Raw genomic sequence first — 20,579 nt, forward strand, 5'->3', positions numbered from 1 at the left:
GCTCGCCATGCGCACCGTTGAGAACAGTGCCCGCAAAGTTAAGACCGACATTGGCTGTTGGTTTGGCGGCAAGTGAACCGGCAAACTCGTTCATGTCGATGATGCCCGAACCGGTTGAGGCAACACGAGCCAGGAAGGCCGCGCCGGTTGACGTTTCACCGACGATAACACTGCCATCCGCGCTGACACCCCCAGCACTATTGGTAAAATCGCTGGCAACGGTCACGCCGTTGTTACGCAGCCAATCCTCAACCGAGATCATGCCAGTGGCGTCTGTCCAGCGGAAGGCGCGCCGTAAATTACCAGCATTGCCATCCGCCGAATGACCGACCACGACTGAGCCATCGGCATTGACGCCCGTCGCTATTGACTCTGACCCGAAGTTCACTGTGCCAAGGCTGACCATGGTGTTAGATGCTTCGGTCCAGCGGAAAGCGCGGTTAGCATTGCCGACACTGCCATCTCCTGCATAACCGACCACGACCGAACCATCGGCGCTGACAACATTGGCGTACGAAAAAGCCCCACCATTCAGGGTCCCCAAGCTGACCATGGTGTTGGACGCTTCGGTCCAGCGAAAGGCACGGCTAACATGTCCGACACTGCCATCCGTTGCATAACCGACGACGACTTTGCCATCGGCGCTGACGCCATTAGCATACGAAAACGCGCCGCCATTGAGTGTACCCAGGCTCACCATGGTGTTGGACTCTTCGGTCCAGCGGAAAGCGACGCGGCTATGATTGCCAACATTGCCATCCGTGGCATACCCGACCACGACCTTGCCATCGGCGCTGACACCCATAGCATAGGAATAATCCCCACCATTCAGGGTACCCAGGCTGACCATGGTGTTGGAAGCTTCGGTCCAGCGGAAAGCGCGGCCCTCGTTGCCGATATTGCCATCCGATGCATAACCGACCACGACCGAACCATCTGCAGTTACCGCGAAGGCCATTGAAGTATGTCCCCCGTTAAGCGTTCCCAAACTGACTATGCTGTTTGAGGCACCGGACCAGCGGACCGCCCGCTGACGGTTCCCACTATTTCCGTCACCTGCAGAACCAACGACAACCGAGCCATCGGCACTGATGGCATAAGCATAAGAATAACCACCACCGTTGAGGCGGCCCAAATATTGGAAACCATCTGGCTCCGCAGACCAAGCAGTTCCCGAAGACAGCACGCCAAATACGCTGGCCATCATGACAATTGCGGTTGAGGTGTTGAGGCGGTTCGCACGCCGGGAAGTGCCGGTACTGGCTGCCAAAGTAGTATGTTTATCATTCATCTTGGTACAAGCCCCCATCCCTGCCCACGCGGGGCCGGATCCGTTACGTCAGCGTATTTCAGCAAATCAGTTGATGAAATTCTGATAAATATCTCTGATGAGTCAAATATTTTCTGGCAACTCATAGTAGTGTTGAGACGAGTGCCGCAAATTGGCAACAAAAAGGGTAGCTTGCTGTTGATCCAGCGAAGCCAATAAGCGAGGGGGCGATTGTGGCCGAAAGCGGATGCACATCGTACATCAACGCGCCAACATTCCCATCCGCCATTCACTGTTGCCTTTTGCCCCGCACTGGCAACGTAGCTTGGGGAGCAACATAGTGATGACACACTGCTTTCCATGTTTTCGAGCCATCTCCCAGCGATCGACCGGCGCAACGCGGTCACAGGTCTTGCAATGGATCGCGAGTGTTTTCCATTCTGGCAACGAGGCGAATGTGTACTCGGGATCGTCAAGAACGTCGGGATAGTGGTCCGTTCTTTCTTTGCACTTCGACGGCCTCAATGACTCCGGTAGATCTGGCGCGAGTTCGCATGTCATGTGATGGCGTTCGTGACGTACGCTTCATGTCTGCCCAACTGCAATGCGAAGACTGGATGGACCCGGACCTGACCTTGGAGCGTCTTGCACGGCGCGCCAGCATCAGCTACTCGACCAGAACCGAAGCAAGCCCGTGCTTTCGTAGCAAGTTATTGCTCTTGGTGATTTCGCCAGAAAAGCCGGTGTTGTAATTGGCTTCGTCTCTCAGATTGACAGGTGGTTTAAGAAGAAGGCCAAGAAGCCGACGAAGGCTTCAAAATCTGCCAAAGGTGATGACGGGAAAAAGAGCAACGTCGTAAACATTATGGACGCGCTAAAGAAGTCGGTCGCGAAAGAGCTGAAGTCCCGAAAGGCAGGATGACCGCCCAGAGACCGTGTGGCTGCATTCTATGGCGCGAAGGCATGGCTGTATTCGCGGCCGCTGAAATCCACTTTCGGAACAGGAGGTGCTTGAAGGTGGTTAACCGCACTAACCCCTAAAAAGGAGAGCCGTGATGGAAGATACACGATACCCCACCCCGCCATATCCAGAACAGCAGCAGGAGCCACCGGGCAAGACTGAGAAGATGGAACCTGTCCCTGACCATGGTGAAAAGTCCTATACGGGCGACGGCAAGCTCACGGGCAAAGTCGCCCTCATCACGGGCGCTGATTCCGGGATCGGCAAGGCTGTCGCCATTGCATTTGCCCGAGAAGGCGCCGATGTCGTTATTTCCTACCTCAACGAGGACGACGACGCCCGCGACACCGCGAAGTGGGTTGAGGAAGCCGGACGTAAAGCTATAATCGTTCCAGGCGATATTAAATCCGAGGGACATTGCAACGATCTCGTGAAGCGCGCCGTCGACGAATTGGGTGGCGTCGACATCCTTGTCAACAACGCTGCGTTCCAGCGCACATATTCCGATATAGCTGACATTACCGCTGAAGAATGGGACGAAACGTTCCGTACCAACATTTACGCGCCGTTCTTCCTGTCGAAGGCGGCCGCTCCCCACATGAAGCCCGGCAGCTCAATTATCAACACAACCTCGATCCAGTCGCGGCAGCCTTCGCCTCAGCTTCTGGCATATGCTTCTACCAAAGGCGCTATTTCCAACTTCACTGCGGGTTTGGCGGAAATGCTTGCGGAAAAAGGCATTCGTGTGAACGCGGTGGCACCTGGTCCGATTTGGACGCCGCTTATACCTTCCACCATGCCGGCCGAGAAGGCTGCCAAATTTGGAAAGAGCACACTCATAGGCCGAGCTGGGCAACCAGCGGAGTTGGCTGGGGCGTACGTTCTGCTCGCCTCCGATCTCGGAAGCTATATGACCGGAGCCGTCATTCCCGTGACAGGCGGAGAGATCATGATCTGAGGAAATTGAGGCCGCGCCTGGGCAGCGTCCGTTTCTGCTTACGGCTAAGCTACGGCCGATATTTCGTTGGAACACATTCCCGGCGTTAGAGTTAGATTTTTGCCATTGCGGTGACCCCGTAGATGGTGCCCGTTGGAACTTAGCGCGTCTCTCAAGGAGACGCGCTTTTTTGTGAGGGAGCCGACAACGTGATGAATCTATTGCGATGCGCTCACCTATCGGGCCAACCTGAAACCTAGGCAGCCCTCTGCGCTTCCATATGAGCGGCGCAAAAGATGCCCGATCAGACGACTTCTTGAACTGGCGGGCAAAATTCGCTGCGCGGGACGCTTTAACTTGAGCACCCGCCTTCTGACATTTCCGAAAGTCTACAGAACACCGCCTCCGGCGCCTTTACCACCTTGAAGTAGGAACCTTTGGATCTTCGGTCACGTTGGATAACGAGGAGATCAATATGAAATATCTTTCTAATGACCGACCTGACTTCCCATCACCAGCAAAGCCGCCAATTGAAAGGGCCAGCGATTTAAACTTGCTGATCATTGGGGTTGTAATTGGCGCAGCCTTATTGGCATACCAAGTCTTGGTTTTGATAAGCATATACTGAAGCCCCTCCCGACGCTTTCGCGCAAAGCGCCCACTGTGCAGCGTGGCCAGCAAGAGAGACACTAGAGCTCATCGATAAGCATAATCACATGTGCGAGATGGGTTTCCAAGCGAGGGAGTGTCTCCTTAGCGAAACCCACAAGTGACTGATCCTCGCCTGAGCCGGCATAGGTTCGAAAAAGAGCGACGGCCTCCATGTGGGCTTGGGTCTGAACGTCTACGTACAGCACTTCGAAATCCTTGCCTTCAGCACTCTGCAACTGGTCGAGCATTTTCTTATGTTTTGGCAACAACTGGATCGGGCTTGGGGGGGCGGCATCTTTTTCTGCAAGCGTCTCCTCCAGTTTTTTGCCAGCCTTTGTATGATCTGCAATGATCATATCCGCGATCTGTTTGATCCGCTCATTGTTTGTCTTCTGCCCCACAAGTTTGCTTGAGAGGATTTCAAATTCGTTTGAACTTGAGGTCATTTTGACGAATGACGGGCGGTCAATAATCATCATCGGGACGGCATCGCCCGCGGGCTTCGGTTTCATTTCTTGTGCCATAAGCGGCGGAGCCACGAGCATCATGGAGATGGCAAGCATGTGCAGCGAGGATTTCATCGTTGGGTGCTCCTTGAAGGGCTTTAGTTATTCTTCTCAAATGCTTTCTTGAGATCGGCGGTGGCAGCTTCAACAGCCACTTTCGCTCTGTCTATCACTTTGGCCATTCCGAAAAATTCGTGGGTTACACCGTCGTAGTTGATCAGGTTCACGGGTACGCCGGCTGTCTTCATTTTTTCAGCGTAACTCTGGCCCTCAGAACGAAGCGGATCGAATTGGGCGGTAATGACGGTTGCAGATGGCAGCCCACGAAGATCGTCTCTTCCTACGAGGTTTATTCGCGGATCGGCGGTCTGGTCTTTTGAGGTGAAGACCTGCGCTACAAACCATTCCATGTCCGCTTTACCCAGCGGAGACGCCCCGGCGTTTTCCTGATACGACGGCGTATTGAAGTCGTTACCAGCTATTGGATAAACCAGCAGCTGATGCACCGGCATTGTCGCTTTCCTGGATTTGGCCATCAGCGCGACATTTGCAGCAAGGTTAGCGCCGGCACTTTCGCCTGCAACAGCGATCCGGCTTGCGTCACCGTTGAGGGTATGGATGTTTTCCACTGTCCACACATACGCTGCCCAAGCGTCGTCATGTTGTGCCGGAAATTTGCTTTCCGGCGCATGGTGATAGTCGGCGGAGATCACGATAGCATTTGCGCCGAGTGCTAACGCCCGCGCTGACGCGTCATAGGTGTTGATGTCAGCAACAACCCAGCCTCCACCGTGATAATAGACTATGACCGGGAATGGGCCTGTTCCCTCTGGAATATAGGCGCGCGCAGGCAGCGCACCCGAGGCGCTCGGGATCGCAATGTCCTGGGTGACGATCTTGGCCTCTGGCAGGGGCGAAACCTTCTTTTCACGTTGGACTGCTCGCGCGGCGTCGGCAGCGCTTGCCTGGGCGCGAGCATCCGCAACGCTCAATGTATGGAAAGGTTTGGCGTCAAGACCCTTCAGGGCATCGAGCACGTCCTGCATTTGGGGGTCAAGTTTCGGTTGTTGGGCCTGCGCAGCAAGACTAGTTGAAATGATGGTGGCTGCAAGGCTGGTGGCACGTAGGGTGGAGTGAAGAAATGACATGTTATTCCTCAATAAAAGAGACCTATGCGAGGGCGCGGATCATTATTTCGGAGGCTGGACCGTCTGTTGATAGAGGCCGATGAGCTCACCCTTGGCCACGACGTGCCCGTCGATAGCCGAAAGAAGCGCATCTCGGTCGGATGTAGCAGGAATATCCAGCATGACGTCCAGTGCCAGCACTTGGAAGTGATAGTGGTGCGCTGCATCGCCGACCGGAGGTTTCGGCCCAAAATATCCATGTGTTCCAGAACTATTCCGACCTTGCAGCACACCTTCCGGCTCTACGAGCCGTAGCTGTTCTTGCAGTCCCTCAGGCAGGCCTTCCACCGTGCCGGGGATATTCCACGCTACCCAATGTACGAAGGGCTTGATCGGACTGGCGTCGGGATCTTCCATGATGATTGCGTAGGATACGGCATTCGGTACGGTTGCCCATGTCAATGTGGGCGATACACCGTCTGCGTATTCACTATGCTTTTGGGGTATTGACCCATTTGCTGCAAAACTGTCGGAAGACAGGGAGAGCCTCGACTCTGTGTCCGTCTCGGGACGAGACAGTGCAAGCGGCACACCTGAACCTTTATCAGCTTGTGTTTTCATCGGCGCGTCTGGAACAGCTTTCTTGTCGGTTAATCTTTCGCCATCACCGTCGTAAGCGATACGATAAATCACGCCGTTGGCATCATCCGCCATTAAAAGGGATCCATCCTTGGCCATAGCCAAACCGACGGGACGAGCAAAGTGGGCCTTGCCGCTGTCAGTCAGAAAACCCGTAAGAAAAGGTTCGATCGATTGTGGCTCGCCATTTTCGAAACGTATTCTAACGACTTCATAGCCAGATGCGGGATTTCTATTCCAAGAGCCTCGCATCGTTGCAAACGCATCGCCCGCGAAATCTGCGGGGAATGCTTGGCCGTTGTAAAACATCATCTGCATGGGTGCTGCGTGAGCGGTATAGCCGATAACCATGGGCTGGCTTTGGTCGCGCCATTGTTCTTTCGTCAACCCGCCAACAGGGTTGGATTGCGGATAAAGGTCGCCCTTACCGAAGACATGTGGCCAGCCATACTGCTTGCCCTGCTCCAGCCGATTAAGTTCCTCAGGCTGAACCTCATCACCCAGCAAATCGATGCCGTGATCGAGCCCCCATAATTCGCCAGTATCCGGGTGCCAGTCGAACCCGATCGTATTGCGCAGTCCCGAAGCAAAGATCGTCCGGCTTTTTCCATCAGGACTGGCGCGCAGTATTGTCGCGTTTTCGGCATTGCTTTCGTTACAAGCATTGCAGGTGGAGCCGACACTGATATAGAGCATTCCGTCGGGACCGAAAGCCATAACTCGGTTCGGATGCTGTCCAGCATCGGGAAGATCACCGATGATGAGTTTAAGTGGGCCCAAGGTGCCATCTTGTCGGATATCAGCGACGAACACTTCTTTCACCGTGACGAGATATAGCCTGTTGTCCTTTATGGCGAGGCCATGCGTCTGAGCTCGTGCAGCGACTTTGACTGGCGCCGTGTCAGCCTTGCCATCACCATCCTCATCTTTCAGCAACAACACGTCGCCTTCTTCGCGCCGACTGACGTAAATGTGTCCTCGTTTTGAGACTGCGATGATGCGGCTGTTGCCCAGACCTTGCGCAAACGGTTTTACGGAAAAACCATCGGGAACTTTTAACTCCCCGATACGATCCCTGGTAGGGGTGACCTTGTTCGGCTTGAAGATGTTTGTAGTGATCTGAACGTCTGTCCCGTCGCCCTGTTGCGCGACAGCGATGTTGGCGGGGATAATTAAGGCACTGCAAAGAAAAAATACTTGCTTTGATCCAAATACCATCGTGCAAAATCTCCAGTGTGTCCGCCCCGAACCTCCGCTTCTGACGTTTGTTCCCGAGTTTTTCCGAAATCCTGTTGGTTTCCCCGACAGCCGCGCTCCCCCACTTCATCAGCGCTGCGTTTCGCCGCCTGAGCGTACCAAGCAAATCGCTGGTGCCTATGTCGGTTCTGGATTCGCCTGACCATTAAGTTGTTGCTCATAAACCTCCCGCGGAGTGCAACCGTTCCGGCTTGAATCCATTTACTGTGGGGTCTCTTTGGGAAGTTCTTATGGGAAAGAAACTCAGTGACGTAGAAAGACACTTGGTTCGTGGTTTGGCAAAGGGTTTAGCAGGCCACGAACTGTATGACTTTGTTGCGGGTCGATCTGAATACTTTTCGATTAAGCGATTAAAGCGCGCTTCGTTAGCTGCGATGGGAAGTCAGCCCGTCTCTGTGCATGGTGTATTAGAAGGTGTCTATTCGCTTGCTGTTTATGGGGCTCGTTCATCGTCGCACTGCCATTATGTTTGACTGGAACTTTATAAAACAACGCGCATTTCTCTCGCATCTTCATTTGAGATGAGGTTCCGATGGATAGCGCAGTCCAGCTTCAACATGAGGTAGTTGCATTAATTCCGGCCCTCCGCCGCTTCGCCCGCAGATTTCATCGAAATGAAAATGACGTGGACGACCTCGTGCAGGAAACTCTCACCCGAGCGCTTGCATCTATCCATCTCTTTAAACCGGGAACCCAGCTGAAATCATGGTTGTTCACAATCATGCGAAACAGTTTTTTGTCTCAGTATCAGCGCAACAAACGCTTTGTCTTTGGTCTTGATGATATAATCGAAAAGTCTCGTGTGGCCCCCTCTCAGGAGTGGATTATTCGCGGCAAGGAATTACAAACTGCTTTCCGAGACCTACCGGACAACCTTCATGAAGCCATGAAAATGGTATTTCTCGACGGGGAAAATTACGAAGACGTCGCGCGCAAATGCAATTGCGCCTTGGGAACTGTCAAAAGCCGCGTTAGTCGCGGACGAATGCATTTGGCAAAAGCACTAGGTGACGGCGTTTCAAATGCGGCTTCTATATAGGTTAGGAAAATTCACTAACGTTTGAGCAGAGGTAACCGTACTTATATTGTTTTCGAACTGATTCCGTTGGATTTTTGCACCAGCTTCTGTACGATCGGCTCACCTTCAAAGGTTGGGAAATGTTGCTAGATCCAAACGAGAACTGCAGTATGGCGGACGAGATCACTTGGGATGAGGAGCAGCGATCTGCGGCCCTCCATTCATACGATGTGCTCGACACACCGCGTGAAGAAGACTTCGATGATCTGGCGCGGGTCGCCTCTGAAATCTGCGGGGCTCCAATAGCTGTCGTCAATCTGGTCGACACGACGCGGCAGTTTTTTAAGGCCGAGGTGGGACTAGGCGTGCGGTCGACGCCGCTCGAAACTGCTTTTTGCCGTCATGCCTTATTACTCGAAGACACGATGGTGGTTCCGGACGCCACGAAGGATCCGCGGTTCGATTGCAATCCCCTGGTTACGGATGCCCCGCATATCCGAGCTTATGCTGGTGCACTGCTGAAAACGCCTGAGGGTTTGCCGATCGGAACGGTATGCGTACTCGATTACAACGTCCGAGAATTTTCCGACCAACAGATTCGAATGCTGAGGTTCCTTGCCAAGCAAACAATGACACAGTTGGAACTCCGAAAGCGTATCGCGTTGCAACGCCGGCTACTGCTTCGTACACGCAAGGCAGAACAGGAAAAAACAAATTTTGAACGGGTCGTTCGGCAGTCTTCCGATTTTATCGGGATTGCCAATGAGCGTGGGGAAGTAGTTTTCCTTAACGACGCGGCTAGAGCTCTCGTCGGCTTGGCGAGCGATGTACAGCCGCCAAAGAGTGTTATCGATTACCTCGCTGAAGCTGACAAAGCTGCTTTCCTCGAAGAGATTAAACCAGCCATCAAATCTGGCAACAGTTGCGAACAGGAACTCAGGCTGCGTAATTTCGCAACGGGCGTCGAGGTCCCTGCGCTGTTTAGCATGTTTCCGATTAAGGACGGCGACGGGCAACTGATAGGATATGGGGTGGTGACAAAGGACATCACTGCCCAGGCGGAAGAGGCTGAACGGAAGGCTCAAATCATGGCCGAAGCTGCTCACCGTATCAAAAACACGCTCTCTATTGTGCAGGCAATCGTCCATCAAACGTTGAAAAACAGCCCTACCCTCGAACAGGGGCGGGATGCTATCGTTAAACGGGTGAACGCCCTCGCGATGGCCCAGGACATTCTCATGGGTGCAGGCAATTCGGCGGCAGATATCATGTCTGTAGTCACGAGCGCGCTAGCACCTCACGAAGCCGGTGATGGCCGTTTGTCATGGGATGGACCGGATCATCGGTTAGAACCGCCTCAGGCGATCGGCCTTTCTTTGGGACTGCATGAACTCGCAACAAATGCGGTAAAATATGGCGCGCTTTCTGGTGACGTAGGCAACGTCAAAATCACCTGGACTGTCGAAGCCGACGGGAGATTTGAACTCCAGTGGACCGAGCAAGATGGCCCACCGGTTGTGGAGCCGATATCGACTGGATTCGGCTCTCGCCTGATCCGTCGCATGATTGGCCCATATTTTACCGGCGAGACGACTCTGGAGTTTCCGCCAGAGGGTGTTCGTTTTCGCTTAACTGGTAAACTCCCACCTAAGTCGGGCACTATCGACCAGTGAGACAGTTCACCGCGCCTATGATCTGATCATGTTCATAAGGCTTTTCGAAGAACACTGTTCTCGAAGGGAGGCTACCCTCAGTGAGGCGGGCAATCCCTGAAGCAATGATGACCCCAATCCGTGGCCACTCATCCCTTATTTTCTTTGAAAGGGCCAGACCGTCAATGGATCCGGGCATATGGACATCAGTAAAAACGACATCGATGTCCTCTCGCTCTCGAAGAATAGCTACGGCTTGATCACCGCACGTCGCCTCAAGCAATTCGAAACCCGCATCTGAAAGGGCGTCAACCGCATCAATGCGGATCAGACCCTCGTCTTCGACAACCAATACGACGGTTTTCTGTTCGTGCAATGTACTCATAGCTCACCTTCCACAACACCCTAACCTCTTTCCCAAAAATGAGTTCCAAAGGCTCCTTCAATAGTGCCTGAACTGGCAGTCGCGGCGCCTATGCAGTTAGCCGTCCCTTAATCTGCAGTATCGCTGCTGCCGGCCATGCTACGCCACTTCCATTAGGAAGGCGGTTAGTTACAAAATGGAACAATCCACTGGGACTTTGGAACATTCTGTTCTCCTCGATCTTCTCATCTGACAATCAATGGAGATCTAAATATGAGCGCTCGCCCTGACAAGTTACGTGATCTGGTCGTTGTTGTTGTCGGTGCCTCAAGCGGCTTTGGGCGCGGAAGCGCCATTAAGCTTGCAGCCGAAGGCGCGTCGGTTGTCGTTGCCGCGCGGCGCAAACATATGTTGGACGAGATCGTTGCTGAGATTGCAAGTGCGGGCGGAAAAGCTTTCGCTGTCGAGGCCGACGTGTCAGATCCGGCGCAGGTTTCAGAAATTGCGGAAGCCGCCATCAATCAGTTTGGACGCATAGATGTCTGGATTAATAACGTTGGCGTTGGGGCTATCGGTTATTTTTGGGATATCCCGATCGAAGATCATTCCCGCCTCGTTGATGTCAACCTCAAAGGCCTGATTTACGGTGCGCATGTCGCGCTTCGTCAATTCATCGTTCAGGGTTACGGCACCCTCATAAACACTGGGTCGATCGATAGTGAAGTTCCCTTGGCTCTTCAGAATACCTATGCGGCCACAAAAGCCGGCGTCCTCAGTCTAAGCCGTTCTCTCAACGAAGAATTACGGCTTGCCCAGATGGACGACATAAAGGTTGGTACGATCATGCCATGGGCGGTTGATACGCCGTGGTGGGACCATGCCGCGAACTACACAGGCCGGGCACCACGTATGGCGATGATGGACGATCCTGAGATTGTAGTCGATGCAATTGTGAGATCATGCCTCAATCCTAAAGAAGAGCGTCCAGTGGGTTGGAAGGCTAAAGCCTCCGATCTGTCTCACCATTTGATGCCAGACCTCACGGAGCGGATGTCGGCCAACATTGCAAAGAAGCAATCGGATCGTGGCGGCGACAGGTCCTTTCACACGGGAGCCATCTACGAACCCATGCTAGACGGTCTGGGGATGGATGGCGGGATTAGAGCCCGCATGAAACACGAAGATGCGAACGAATAGCCGAGCTAACTGCGATATGTCATTTCAAAACCGACACGTGCCTCATCTTCTGCAGGATCATTGATGATCAACGTGTTACTGCTCCGTGGGAGAGAGGAAATTGAGCCAACTCATTGAAATCTTCTTGCCTTCAAATGTTGACGATGCGCAGCGCAAGATCGAGCAATTGAAGAAGGAACTTGTCGAACGTTTGGCGGAGTAACCCTGTATGTCAACTCTCCTGCTAGGAGGCTTTGGGATGCAGGCGCTCGCGTTGAAGACGACACGATCGTTGTGGCAGAGGTCATGGTGGAAGAACTCGATCGTGAATGGTGGGTTGGTTACCGCGCGGCCCTGGAGCTTAGTTTCGATCAGGACGAAATATTAATTCGAGCGACACCGGTGTGCCGCCTGTGAACGTCCTCGGGGCTGGCGCTGCTAAGTCGATTAAAAGCTAGATGAAACCGTATCGTCCCTCGCGGACATTCTGGGGTCAGCACTGGTTGACGGGCCTGGTGCGATAAACAGATTTCTGGATCCGGTTACAGTAACTTCTGGAACGGACAAATTCATCCTGCAAGATTCCGCCTCCCGAAAGTTCACGCCAAGAAGTCGCTGGTATTCGGCCTCTGCCATTCCGTACAGTGGGCCGGAGACTTTTATGAGGTCCTGTCGGTTTCGAAGAACGACGCTGCCGCGTTTACAGGTAATCATACCCTCACCTTCCAATACGTGCAGCGCTTCGGTAATACGGGGGCGCCGAGCATCCACAACAAATGCCAACGCGTCATGAGTTACACCCAGTTCATCGCAGTTCAGCCGATCAAAATACATTAGTAGCCATTTGGCGAGACGCGCTTCAATGCCCCGTCGCGGCGCGGAGACCCCGTTCGATGCCAACTGAATTTGCGCGACCCGATCAGCACGAATGAGCATCGCATGGAGTTCCTCATGGCGATTGGCTGAACTGGCGAGTTTCTTTGCATCGATGCGCCAGGCACTTCCTGATACCTGCACCTGCATCGTCCAGGGCATTCGGTCGTCCACTGACGGGTAAGCGTGGTTGATGACACCTTCCCGTCCGATTAGCCCAATCTGCTGGTGGTCTTCGCCTGCAGCTGACGCCAGGACACCGATTACTGCGGTCTCCGGGAAATAGATATGTGGAAGCGTCTCTGACCGGGTAGCGAGCAATTGAAGAGGCTCCAGCCGAACCCGCTCCAGATCCGATGCGAGTTCCTCGGCCACATGGGATGAAAGTCGATTTAAAAGAACATTCCCGTAGAATTTTGACATCCGTGTCCCTCAAAGGGTCCTTGATTTCAGCATCGCGCCGCAACGTATCCACCAGAATTCATAAATCAAGGAACCGTTCCGCGATTGGGTGGTTCGGCCGGAAAAGGAAAGAGGATGCCTTATTACTATCTTCACCATCGCCGCGACGCGCATACGATCATACACGATCCAGAGGGAGCCGAATTTGCGAGCCTGGACGATGCCCGCCTTGAGGCGGTGGCCGCTGCGCGGGAATTGTTAGCGGGACAAGTGATCGAGGGACGAGTGTGGGACGGCCAAGCAATCGAGATTGCGACGAATGACGGAGCCGTGTTGATGACAGTGCGTTTCATGGATGCCGTTTGGGTCGAAAAGACTGGCCCCTCAAGCTGCGAGTAAGGCCCTGTTTCACTGGCCTTTGGAGAGATTAATCCTGCCGGATTTCAACGACCTAAGATCTCTTTTATAGCGTTAGCCAGATCTTCCTGACTGTAGGGCTTGGTTATCAAGGTCGCGCCAGAGAACGCTTCGTCCGTTACACGCGATTGTCCGCTCGCCAAAATAACCTTGAAGACCCGACCTACACTTTGAAGCTCCCGTACGAGGTCATAACCGGACACGTCAGGTAGACCGATATCGGTCACAAGAAGATCGAAGCTGCTCTGGGCCACCATGAGAGCTTCCTTTCCGGACCCCGCTTCCAGAACGGTGTGACCCAGATCGATAAGCATTTCCGCCGTGTTCATGCGTATAAGCGCATCATCTTCGACTAACAGCACGTTGAGCGTTGGAACAGTATGTTCCGGGACGTTGACCACTGCTGTCTTCTGAGATCGGACCTGCGTACGCTGAGCACGGTTCCCAAGGACATGCCGGATCTTACGAGCCAGCGCCTCACGGGTGTATGGTTTGGACAGCAGTTCAACGCCGGCATCAAGTCTGCCGCCGTGAACAATCGAATTTTCGGTGTAACCTGATGTATAAAGTACCGCGAGATCGGGTTGACGTTCTTTTGCGCGCTTTGCCAGTTCGGTACTTTTCATACTGCCAGGCATAACGACATCCGTGAACAGCACGTCGATCGCGATGCCAGATTCAATAATCACAAGGGCTGCTTCCGCACTGGAAGCCTTTAATACACTGTATCCGAGGTCACTGAGCGTCTCGACCACGGTAGTGCGCACCTCATCGTCATCTTCGGCAACCAGAATGGTTTCCGAGCCTCCGACAATCGGTCCCAGGGCGATAGGCGTCTCGCGATCCTCACTTGCGAGCGCACGCGGCAGATAGATGCGTACGGTCGTTCCATGACCGACTTCGGAATAGATTTTGACGTGACCGCCTGACTGCTTCACGAAACCGAATACCATGGATAAGCCAAGGCCAGTGCCTTTGCCCTCCGACTTCGTGGAAAAGAATGGTTCAAAAACCTGATCGATCATGTCCGCGGGAATACCGCAGCCTGTGTCAGTCACCGATATCATTACATACTGGCCGGCTTCGACCTCGACGTGCTTGGCTGCATAGTTGTCATCCAAGAAGGCGTTTCCGACCTCAACTGTCAGCTTACCCTGCCCGTCCATCGCGTCGCGGGCATTGATCGCGAGGTTCAGGACGGCATTTTCCACCTGAGCTGGATCTGCAAGGCAGTTCCACAGTCCACCAGCGATAACCATTTCAATTTCGACGGCCTCGCCGATCGACCGCCGCAGCATGTCGTCCATGTCACGCAGGAAGCGGCCGACATTGATGATCTTTGGATCAAGTGCCTGACGCCGTCCAAAGGCCAGCAGCTGGCTTGCCAATTTTGCACCGCGATTAACGCCTGACATAGCGTTTGTCAGACGACGCTGTGCTTTCTCGTCTCCAACAAGATCTTTCTGCAGAAGATGGAGGTTACCCGAAACAACTTGCAGCAAATTGTTGAAATCATGTGCGACACCGCCGGTTAGCTTACCGATGGTCTCAAGCTTCTGGCTGTGGCGCAAACGCTCTTCAGAAGCTCGCAATTCTTCCGTTCTTTGAGTGACTTTTTCTTCGAGACTTTCAGTGAGTTGCAAAAGCTCATTTTCGGCGCGCCTCCGTTCGACAGCGTTTCGAAGTCTTGCTGACATTTCTTTCAGAAATGTCACATCCTCATCGCGCCAATCTGTGGGAGTTGAATTGTTGACGAATAGGACGGCGACGAGTCCACTTTGCTCCCTCAATGGAACATTCACGCTAGCACGAGCAGAAATTGCCTCCAGCGCCACGGCGCGGTCTCGCGTTCGGGGATCATGCTCGGCGTCGGGTATTACAACGATTTTGCCGTTCTTGAGGTCATCAATGAACATGCCGTAGTCGCGAAAGCGTCTTAAGCCACTCAGGCTGCTCATGCCGCCAGTGGTCCAGTCGTGTTCTATCGATACAGTCTCGAGAGCTTCATCGATAGTCCCGTAGCCAGCCCGACTGACCTTCATAAGACTTCCGATTGTCTGTACCGCAGCTTGCACGATATCGCCGGGATCACGGAGCCCAGCAACTTGCTCATCAAAATTCATGATAGCGGTTCGCTGAATTTCCGCGATTTTTAGTTCGTGAACGTCTGTGCAGGTGCCATACCAGCGTGTGATCTGGCCGACAGAGTTGTGGATTGGATTTGCTCGACCGATGACCCAGCGATATTGTCCCGAAGAATGGCGCAAACGATATTCGATGTGATATGGTTTACCGGTGTGTAAGCAATCCTGCCATACCGCCCACGCGCGGTCACGATCGTCGGGATGGAAGATCTCGTTCCAGCCAGCTCCATCTGTCGAGCCTGGTTCCACGCCGGTAAACTCATACCAACGATCATTGTAAAAGTCATGGAAACCGTCGGGTCGTGTCGCCCAGACCATTTGATCGATGGAGTTGGTGAGAGCCCTTAGTCCGCTTTCGCTTTCCCAAAGCTTCTGTTCCATATCGTGCCGCTCGTCAATGTCGATGACCGAGCCAATATAACCAAGAAATGTACCCTCGGGAGAAAAACGCGGCTCGGCGGCATCAATCGCCCACCGGTAAGCGCCATCGTGGCGGCGAAGACGATACTCAAGTCGAAAACCCTCCCGGCGAGCCAGAGCTTCCAGAAATGTTCGCGTCGCCACTTCTTTATCATCAGGATGAGTAGCGTCGAGCCAACCAAAGCCTTCTGCTTCTTCCTGAGATTGTCCTGTAAACTCGTACCATTTGGTATTTAGGTAGGTGCACGAGCCGATCTCATCGACCACCCACATCATAACAGGTGCGTGATCCGCCATGTTACGAAACCGAGCTTCACTTTCTCTGAGGCGTTGTTCGCCTTTGGTGCGCTCGGTCGTTTCGCTGACAATGCATAGGACACCGCCAACGGCACCATCGGACATCGGCACTGCGGAGTAGGCAATATCGAAGGTAACGGTTTCCGGATGACCGTGACGTTCAATATAGAAGGGTCGATCCTTGAGAAATACAGGATTGCCACCAATCATGACCTGATCGAGAAGAGGTTTAAGGTCGTCCCATAGCTCGCTCCAGTAATCGCGCGCCGGACGGCCGAAAGCCTCAGGATGCTTCACGCCAATGGTGGGAGCGTAGGCTTCGTTGTAAAGAGCGAGATATTCTTCTCCCCAGAACAAGACGACCTGGTGCGGCGACGCAACCATTGTGCGAAACGTGGTCTTCAAATCCGCTGGCCATTGTTCAAACGGGCCGATGTGGTCGGTCGGCAGACCGCCAAGCATATTATGGACCCATGCCGTGTCGGCGCCCGCGGATGTATTCATGCTAACCAAGCCCCAGTTAAACCGTTGGTCTTGCGTAAAGAAGCACACGCAAACAGTAAAGTCCCAGAAGCGTACGGAGGCGTAAGCTCCGCATTCCGATGCTGCCGCTAGACCTTTTGGGTCGCTCCGGTATGTTGGGTACTTCGCCACACATATTTGAGGACCTCAGGAGAATTACCAGATGCCGAAGACAGATCAGACGCTCAGCGTTGTGATACGGTCCGACGCCGAACGCCATTGGGTAGAGTGGACTAATGCAGGGGAAACCGGATATTTGTGCCCTTATCAGGATGCGCGAATGGCAGATGGTGTCCGTGCGGCTAAGGAGCGAGGGTTCTCCGAAAACACTGGACATATAGATGACGCAAAGCCACCACGTGGCGTTTATGTCCCCATCCAGCCGGATGCTAAATAAGACATGGCGGCTCTGAGGTCTGCTTTGAGCGACCCGTGGGTTAGTACAACGCGGAACTGTTTCTCGAAACTGAGAATTTAGTAGTCGTATTCCAACAAAGAGGTTCGAAATGGCTACGACAAAAACATTGGACGATCTGTTTCTCGATACACTCAAGGACATTTATTACGCTGAAAAGCAAATCTTGAAGACGCTTCCAAAAATGGCGAGAGCTGCGCAGTCCGAGGAAGGCAAAGCCGGTTTCCTACAGCACCGAGATGAGACGCAAGGTCAAATTGACCGGCTGGAACAAGTGTTCGAGTTGCTTGGCAAACCCGCGCGCGGGAAAACCTGCGAAGCTATCCAAGGCATCATCGCTGAGGGTGAGGAAATTATCGACGACTTTAAGGACAGTCCCGCCTTGGACGCAGGCTTGATTTCGTCGGCGCAGGCAGTCGAGCACTACGAGATTGCTCGTTATGGCACTTTGATCGAATGGGCAAAACAGCTCGGTCTTACTGATGCGGTTCCCCTGTTGCAGCAAAACCTGCAAGAGGAAGAAGCGACTGACAAAAAACTGACCCAGCTGGCTAAAGCTTCGGCAAATGCCAAGGGCCAAAAAAAAGCTTGAGACCAAAATATGGGTCGCTCCAAAGGCGGCCCATTTTCCAAGGGAGAAACCGATGAGCAAGCGCGAATTTATCGACACCGGAACGGACAAGCGTTACGTTCGCCGAGATGACAATGGCCAGTTTAAGGAATCGGTCGATGTCGGCAAATCTCTTTCAGCCGACAAGCGTCACGCTGCTAAACATGAAGCAAAGCCCGGCGAAGGTGACAAGGGCGACCATAAGTCGTGACACGCCGAGCACCTTTATTGTCGGCCGTCGCGATGCAAGCCACAAATAAGGGAAATACGCCGACGGATTTATCGTGGCAACATCCCTATGCGCCACTCGACGTTGCCTTTTGGCCCGCACTGGCAACGTAGCTTGGGGAGCAACACGGTTTTCACGCACTGCTTTCATGTTTTCGAGGCATCCCCCAGCGATTGACCGGCGCAACACGGTCACAGCTCTTGGAATGGATCGCGAGTGTTTTCCATTCCGGTAACGATGCAAATGTGTACTCAGGATCGTCAAGAACGTCGGGGTATGCATCTTTTCCGTTCATGCCCTTCCGCTCCTTCAATGGGTCCGGTGGATCAGGCGCGAGCTCGCATGTCATCTGATTGCGGCCATTCATGAATATCGTTTCGTTAGCATACAAAAGAAGCCCCCCGTGGCCATGAGCTCAGAGCTTCTTCAGCTCGTCGTTTGCGTCTCTAACGATCTTCAGCGTACGAAGAATTTCAGCTGCTTCCAACATCGCGCGTTTTACCTTGCCATCGTCTGTGTGACCTAGTGGAATCAGCTCTGCAGCTATTTGCAAATCTATGACCGGATCACGCAGCGTTGATCCTGGCAGCAATCCGAGCTGTTCGCGCATGTCCTTGATCGTTGTCACTGCGCGTTCGAGCATCCGACTTTTTTCAAAGTCACCCAGTTTTTCGATCTGGTTCGCGTCTCGGATCAATTCAGAAATGAAGGCAGAAACAGAGTTACTCATTTCCCCCTCATCAAACTTCGTCAAAGATAAAGGGAAAAAACGGCAATCGCAATGTGGACGAAGCTACAGAAAGCTGCCGGAAGACCTTCAAATCCAGCGTAATGGCGTAGACACACTGCGGCTTCAGTGAAATCACATCGTCATAAGGTGACTGGAAACTGCAAATCATGAGTCTGAGATTAGCCAGGTTCTTTTCTTGTTGGGCGGTGCGGCCATGGCGCCCTGGTTTCCAATAGATAATCACACTAAGCTTAGGTGGTTCTGGCTCGCCGTTTCTCTTGTATGGACCGTCTTGGCATTTCGCGAGCTGGGCTGGGGGCGGAGTTTTCATACCCCGTTGTCCAACGAAGATGAGGGACCGTTTTTCTCTTCCTCGCAGCTTTGGTACAAGCCGTACATCACGCCTGCACTTATCGTCGCAGGTCTGATCTGCGCGGCCTTTTCAATTAAGGGCAACGGTATTTACGTTCTCAGGTTTCTGATTGTCACATGGCGCTTTCCATTTGCCGACATTCTCCTGTTCATTGTCGCAATGATTGTTTCCGCTGGTGCGGAAGGACATATGGGTTTGAATTTCGGCGACTGGGGCCACATGCAGATACTGGAAGAAATGTCAGAGACTGCAGCTGCTGCCTGCGCAGGCACGAGTAAAGCTGGCCCTCAGGCGATAAATCCAACCCAAATTCGTTTCAAGGGAACCAACAACCGACCAATGACTTGTGCCCACATACAGTTTCGTGGTTTGGGGTTATCACTATGAAGATTATTCTAGCTCTCACAATTTTTAGCGTCGTCAGCATGACCGCGTTAACAAGCTACGCACAGACGAGCAATGACGCTGCCGCGCAAGCCTGTCAGTCCACAGGGCTAATTGCGCTCAAGGAGAGAGCGCCCGAGATAACAGACCTTGTTCTAGATATGGAAACGCTCGCGGTTAGCGCGGCCGACACGACAGTTGAAGACGTTGCTGTGAAGACTGTAATTATGGGCGATGCATACATCGCTCGTGGTGGTCAGACTGGAAAGCCCGATCGCTTTGTTTGCCTTGTTGGCGATAAGGGCAAGGTCCTGCTTACATTCTTTACGGCGCAGTAGTCCCTTCGGGGCCAGCCGTCAGATCACAATACGCCGATTACTGCGGGGGGGGGGGGGGGTGGTTTACTGGACCAGTGCCATACTCGACTATCGCCTCGTTCTGCGCATCCGAACCTTGCCATCGAGACGGCTTTATGTGTTAAATCCAGTAACAACGCCCAAGGATTTACGTGGTCTGGTCGGCGGCAAAATCCGCGAAGAACCGATTATCGCAAATTGGCCCGTTATCGGTCGCGAGCCAAGTGCCGAACGTCGAGCTTTGCGTCAACTTTACGTAGTGGTGTCTTTAAATACATACATGTTCTTAGCCGCAAATTCCGGACTGAAAATTTCGTCAAGTAAATTCAAAACACGGTGCACTCCTACGTTTGTGCAAGTGTAGTAGACAATTTGAGATTTACGGCGTGTGCTGACCAAACCATCCGACCTCAGTTTTGCCAGATGCTGGGATACTGCAGACTGGCTTATGGTCATTTTTGAACAAAGCTCACCAACGGACACTTCTCGTTTAGTCATGAGCGAGAGCATTTCAAGCCGCGTAGCGTTTGAAAGGTTTGTCAGCAACCGGGCTTTTGAAGCATTTGAGTACATTCTACCAAGCTCCTAGATTAGGCGTAAGATGCCATAGGGGAAAGCCCAAGAATTGTCTGAAACAGCAGCTTATGTTTTCCTGCTGTCTGCGCATGGAAGGGTGAAGCTTGCCCTCAGCGGTAAGGACCATCTCAAGTTCGTAAACCAGAGCGCTCAGATCGTGATCATACAGCCAATCAAACTCAGACCCTTCGGTACCGATCACTTCGGAACAAACTGCAATCGATTGAGTTCACCTACAGAGCGCGGGCCGTGTCAACCGGACGCGACAGGGAT

The 20,579-nt window shown here is 53.1% G+C and carries 23 protein-coding genes and 1 pseudogene; 13 read left to right on the top strand and 11 right to left on the bottom strand.

Going from position 1 to position 20,579, the window contains the following annotated elements; all coding sequences use genetic code 11:
• Positions 1–1,291 (bottom strand): annotated as a pseudogene (locus IB237_RS14800) (hypothetical protein); the annotation flags it as partial.
• 503 nt (positions 1,292–1,794) lie between these two features.
• Between IB237_RS14800 and IB237_RS14805 the strand changes: the two are divergent.
• From IB237_RS14805 to IB237_RS14815, 3 genes are all read left to right on the top strand, one after another.
• Positions 1,795–2,022, top strand: coding sequence for a hypothetical protein (locus IB237_RS14805; RefSeq protein WP_192489465.1), 228 nt, complete (start codon positions 1,795–1,797; stop codon positions 2,020–2,022).
• A gap of 303 nt (positions 2,023–2,325) precedes the next feature.
• Positions 2,326–3,189, top strand: a complete 864-nt coding sequence (locus IB237_RS14810) for an SDR family oxidoreductase (RefSeq protein ID WP_192489466.1) — start codon at positions 2,326–2,328, stop codon at positions 3,187–3,189.
• A 454-nt stretch (positions 3,190–3,643) separates the two neighbouring features.
• Positions 3,644–3,796 (top strand): hypothetical protein, encoded by a 153-nt coding sequence (locus tag IB237_RS14815; RefSeq protein ID WP_192489467.1) that lies wholly within the window; start codon positions 3,644–3,646, stop codon positions 3,794–3,796.
• A gap of 61 nt (positions 3,797–3,857) precedes the next feature.
• On the opposite strand, the gene IB237_RS14820 is transcribed toward IB237_RS14815, so the two are convergent.
• The 3 genes from IB237_RS14820 to IB237_RS14830 are packed head-to-tail and all read right to left on the bottom strand — an operon-like array spanning position 3,858 to position 7,309.
• A complete protein-coding gene (locus IB237_RS14820) occupies positions 3,858–4,400 on the bottom strand; it encodes a DUF4142 domain-containing protein (RefSeq protein WP_192489468.1) in 543 nt (180 codons plus the stop codon).
• Positions 4,401–4,423: 23 nt separating this feature from the next.
• Positions 4,424–5,473, bottom strand: a complete 1,050-nt coding sequence (locus IB237_RS14825; RefSeq protein WP_192489469.1) for an alpha/beta hydrolase — start codon at positions 5,471–5,473, stop codon at positions 4,424–4,426.
• 42 nt (positions 5,474–5,515) lie between these two features.
• Positions 5,516–7,309, bottom strand: a complete 1,794-nt coding sequence (locus tag IB237_RS14830; RefSeq protein WP_192489470.1) for a YbhB/YbcL family Raf kinase inhibitor-like protein — start codon at positions 7,307–7,309, stop codon at positions 5,516–5,518.
• A 269-nt stretch (positions 7,310–7,578) separates the two neighbouring features.
• On the opposite strand from IB237_RS14830, the gene IB237_RS14835 reads away from it, so the two are divergent.
• The 3 genes from IB237_RS14835 to IB237_RS14845 all read left to right on the top strand — a co-directional run bounded on the left by IB237_RS14835 (position 7,579) and on the right by IB237_RS14845 (position 10,039).
• Complete coding sequence (locus IB237_RS14835) at positions 7,579–7,821, top strand: hypothetical protein (RefSeq protein WP_192489471.1); 243 nt, start codon at positions 7,579–7,581, stop codon at positions 7,819–7,821.
• 59 nt (positions 7,822–7,880) lie between these two features.
• Positions 7,881–8,387: a sigma-70 family RNA polymerase sigma factor gene (locus IB237_RS14840; RefSeq protein WP_192489472.1), complete on the top strand. Its 507-nt coding sequence runs from the start codon at positions 7,881–7,883 to the stop codon at positions 8,385–8,387.
• Between the two features lie 149 nt (positions 8,388–8,536).
• A complete protein-coding gene (locus IB237_RS14845; RefSeq protein WP_192489473.1) occupies positions 8,537–10,039 on the top strand; it encodes a sensor histidine kinase in 1,503 nt (500 codons plus the stop codon).
• Here the strand turns inward: IB237_RS14845 and IB237_RS14850 are convergent.
• Positions 10,026–10,403: a response regulator gene (locus IB237_RS14850; RefSeq protein ID WP_371815332.1), complete on the bottom strand. Its 378-nt coding sequence runs from the start codon at positions 10,401–10,403 to the stop codon at positions 10,026–10,028. The two genes, IB237_RS14845 and IB237_RS14850, sit on opposite strands and share 14 nt — an antisense overlap.
• Positions 10,404–10,655: 252 nt before the next feature.
• On the opposite strand from IB237_RS14850, the gene IB237_RS14855 reads away from it, so the two are divergent.
• On the top strand, positions 10,656–11,579 hold the full coding sequence (locus IB237_RS14855) for an SDR family oxidoreductase (protein WP_192489474.1): 924 nt from the start codon (positions 10,656–10,658) through the stop codon (positions 11,577–11,579).
• Positions 11,580–12,005: 426 nt separating this feature from the next.
• On the opposite strand, the gene IB237_RS14865 is transcribed toward IB237_RS14855, so the two are convergent.
• On the bottom strand, positions 12,006–12,854 hold the full coding sequence (locus IB237_RS14865) for a Crp/Fnr family transcriptional regulator (RefSeq protein WP_192489475.1): 849 nt from the start codon (positions 12,852–12,854) through the stop codon (positions 12,006–12,008).
• Positions 12,855–12,968: 114 nt separating this feature from the next.
• Between IB237_RS14865 and IB237_RS14870 the strand changes: the two genes are divergently transcribed.
• Complete coding sequence (locus tag IB237_RS14870) at positions 12,969–13,232, top strand: hypothetical protein (protein ID WP_192489476.1); 264 nt, start codon at positions 12,969–12,971, stop codon at positions 13,230–13,232.
• A 44-nt stretch (positions 13,233–13,276) separates the two neighbouring features.
• Here IB237_RS14870 and IB237_RS14875 read toward each other — a convergent pair whose 3' ends face one another.
• Positions 13,277–16,615 (bottom strand): PAS domain S-box protein, encoded by a 3,339-nt coding sequence (locus IB237_RS14875; protein WP_192489477.1) that lies wholly within the window; start codon positions 16,613–16,615, stop codon positions 13,277–13,279.
• Between the two features lie 181 nt (positions 16,616–16,796).
• Here IB237_RS14875 and IB237_RS14880 point away from each other — a divergent pair, with 181 nt between their 5' ends.
• The 3 genes from IB237_RS14880 (at position 16,797) to IB237_RS14890 (ending at position 17,869) form a co-directional block, all read left to right on the top strand.
• Positions 16,797–17,030 (top strand): hypothetical protein, encoded by a 234-nt coding sequence (locus IB237_RS14880; protein ID WP_192489478.1) that lies wholly within the window; start codon positions 16,797–16,799, stop codon positions 17,028–17,030.
• 109 nt (positions 17,031–17,139) lie between these two features.
• Entirely contained in the window at positions 17,140–17,640 is a 501-nt protein-coding gene (locus IB237_RS14885) for a ferritin-like domain-containing protein (RefSeq protein ID WP_192489479.1), read from the top strand.
• Positions 17,641–17,692: 52 nt separating this feature from the next.
• Positions 17,693–17,869 (top strand): hypothetical protein, encoded by a 177-nt coding sequence (locus IB237_RS14890; protein ID WP_192489480.1) that lies wholly within the window; start codon positions 17,693–17,695, stop codon positions 17,867–17,869.
• Positions 17,870–18,020: 151 nt separating this feature from the next.
• Here IB237_RS14890 and IB237_RS14895 read toward each other — a convergent pair whose 3' ends face one another.
• The 3 genes from IB237_RS14895 to IB237_RS14905 form a co-directional block, all read right to left on the bottom strand.
• Positions 18,021–18,182, bottom strand: coding sequence for a hypothetical protein (locus IB237_RS14895; RefSeq protein ID WP_192489481.1), 162 nt, complete (start codon positions 18,180–18,182; stop codon positions 18,021–18,023).
• Between the two features lie 120 nt (positions 18,183–18,302).
• Positions 18,303–18,617 (bottom strand): hypothetical protein, encoded by a 315-nt coding sequence (locus tag IB237_RS14900; RefSeq protein WP_192489482.1) that lies wholly within the window; start codon positions 18,615–18,617, stop codon positions 18,303–18,305.
• Positions 18,618–18,627: 10 nt separating this feature from the next.
• On the bottom strand, positions 18,628–18,948 hold the full coding sequence (locus IB237_RS14905; protein ID WP_192489483.1) for a hypothetical protein: 321 nt from the start codon (positions 18,946–18,948) through the stop codon (positions 18,628–18,630).
• A gap of 6 nt (positions 18,949–18,954) precedes the next feature.
• Here IB237_RS14905 and IB237_RS14910 point away from each other — a divergent pair, with 6 nt between their 5' ends.
• Positions 18,955–19,377 (top strand): hypothetical protein, encoded by a 423-nt coding sequence (locus IB237_RS14910; protein WP_192489484.1) that lies wholly within the window; start codon positions 18,955–18,957, stop codon positions 19,375–19,377.
• Entirely contained in the window at positions 19,374–19,712 is a 339-nt protein-coding gene (locus IB237_RS14915; protein ID WP_192489485.1) for a hypothetical protein, read from the top strand. The genes IB237_RS14910 and IB237_RS14915 overlap by 4 nt, the downstream gene beginning before the upstream one ends.
• 270 nt (positions 19,713–19,982) lie before the next feature.
• On the opposite strand, the gene IB237_RS14925 is transcribed toward IB237_RS14915, so the two are convergent.
• Positions 19,983–20,303: a helix-turn-helix transcriptional regulator gene (locus IB237_RS14925; protein ID WP_192489487.1), complete on the bottom strand. Its 321-nt coding sequence runs from the start codon at positions 20,301–20,303 to the stop codon at positions 19,983–19,985.
• Positions 20,304–20,579 lie beyond the last annotated feature (276 nt).

It is taken from the genome of Agrobacterium sp. AGB01, assembly GCF_014851585.1.
In the GTDB taxonomy this organism is placed as follows: Bacteria; Pseudomonadota; Alphaproteobacteria; order Rhizobiales; family Rhizobiaceae; genus Agrobacterium.

What these genes read in the sequence shown, in the direction of transcription:
- IB237_RS14870 (WP_192489476.1), top strand. Translation starts at nt 12,969, where the DNA reads ATGCCTTATTACTATCTTCACCATCGCCGCGACGCGCATACGATCATA.
- IB237_RS14855 (WP_192489474.1), top strand. Translation starts at nt 10,656, where the DNA reads ATGAGCGCTCGCCCTGACAAGTTACGTGATCTGGTCGTTGTTGTTGTC.
- IB237_RS14850 (WP_371815332.1), bottom strand. Translation starts at nt 10,403, where the DNA reads ATGAGTACATTGCACGAACAGAAAACCGTCGTATTGGTTGTCGAAGAC.
- IB237_RS14915 (WP_192489485.1), top strand. Translation starts at nt 19,374, where the DNA reads ATGAAGATTATTCTAGCTCTCACAATTTTTAGCGTCGTCAGCATGACC.
- IB237_RS14900 (WP_192489482.1), bottom strand. Translation starts at nt 18,617, where the DNA reads ATGAGTAACTCTGTTTCTGCCTTCATTTCTGAATTGATCCGAGACGCG.
- IB237_RS14810 (WP_192489466.1), top strand. Translation starts at nt 2,326, where the DNA reads ATGGAAGATACACGATACCCCACCCCGCCATATCCAGAACAGCAGCAG.
- IB237_RS14805 (WP_192489465.1), top strand. Translation starts at nt 1,795, where the DNA reads ATGACTCCGGTAGATCTGGCGCGAGTTCGCATGTCATGTGATGGCGTT.
- IB237_RS14865 (WP_192489475.1), bottom strand. Translation starts at nt 12,854, where the DNA reads ATGTCAAAATTCTACGGGAATGTTCTTTTAAATCGACTTTCATCCCAT.
- IB237_RS14835 (WP_192489471.1), top strand. Translation starts at nt 7,579, where the DNA reads ATGGGAAAGAAACTCAGTGACGTAGAAAGACACTTGGTTCGTGGTTTG.
- IB237_RS14815 (WP_192489467.1), top strand. Translation starts at nt 3,644, where the DNA reads ATGAAATATCTTTCTAATGACCGACCTGACTTCCCATCACCAGCAAAG.
- IB237_RS14840 (WP_192489472.1), top strand. Translation starts at nt 7,881, where the DNA reads ATGGATAGCGCAGTCCAGCTTCAACATGAGGTAGTTGCATTAATTCCG.
- IB237_RS14925 (WP_192489487.1), bottom strand. Translation starts at nt 20,303, where the DNA reads ATGTACTCAAATGCTTCAAAAGCCCGGTTGCTGACAAACCTTTCAAAC.
- IB237_RS14820 (WP_192489468.1), bottom strand. Translation starts at nt 4,400, where the DNA reads ATGAAATCCTCGCTGCACATGCTTGCCATCTCCATGATGCTCGTGGCT.
- IB237_RS14885 (WP_192489479.1), top strand. Translation starts at nt 17,140, where the DNA reads ATGGCTACGACAAAAACATTGGACGATCTGTTTCTCGATACACTCAAG.
- IB237_RS14830 (WP_192489470.1), bottom strand. Translation starts at nt 7,309, where the DNA reads ATGGTATTTGGATCAAAGCAAGTATTTTTTCTTTGCAGTGCCTTAATT.
- IB237_RS14880 (WP_192489478.1), top strand. Translation starts at nt 16,797, where the DNA reads ATGCCGAAGACAGATCAGACGCTCAGCGTTGTGATACGGTCCGACGCC.
- IB237_RS14890 (WP_192489480.1), top strand. Translation starts at nt 17,693, where the DNA reads ATGAGCAAGCGCGAATTTATCGACACCGGAACGGACAAGCGTTACGTT.
- IB237_RS14875 (WP_192489477.1), bottom strand. Translation starts at nt 16,615, where the DNA reads ATGAATACATCCGCGGGCGCCGACACGGCATGGGTCCATAATATGCTT.
- IB237_RS14895 (WP_192489481.1), bottom strand. Translation starts at nt 18,182, where the DNA reads ATGAACGGAAAAGATGCATACCCCGACGTTCTTGACGATCCTGAGTAC.
- IB237_RS14845 (WP_192489473.1), top strand. Translation starts at nt 8,537, where the DNA reads ATGGCGGACGAGATCACTTGGGATGAGGAGCAGCGATCTGCGGCCCTC.
- IB237_RS14905 (WP_192489483.1), bottom strand. Translation starts at nt 18,948, where the DNA reads ATGAAAACTCCGCCCCCAGCCCAGCTCGCGAAATGCCAAGACGGTCCA.
- IB237_RS14825 (WP_192489469.1), bottom strand. Translation starts at nt 5,473, where the DNA reads ATGTCATTTCTTCACTCCACCCTACGTGCCACCAGCCTTGCAGCCACC.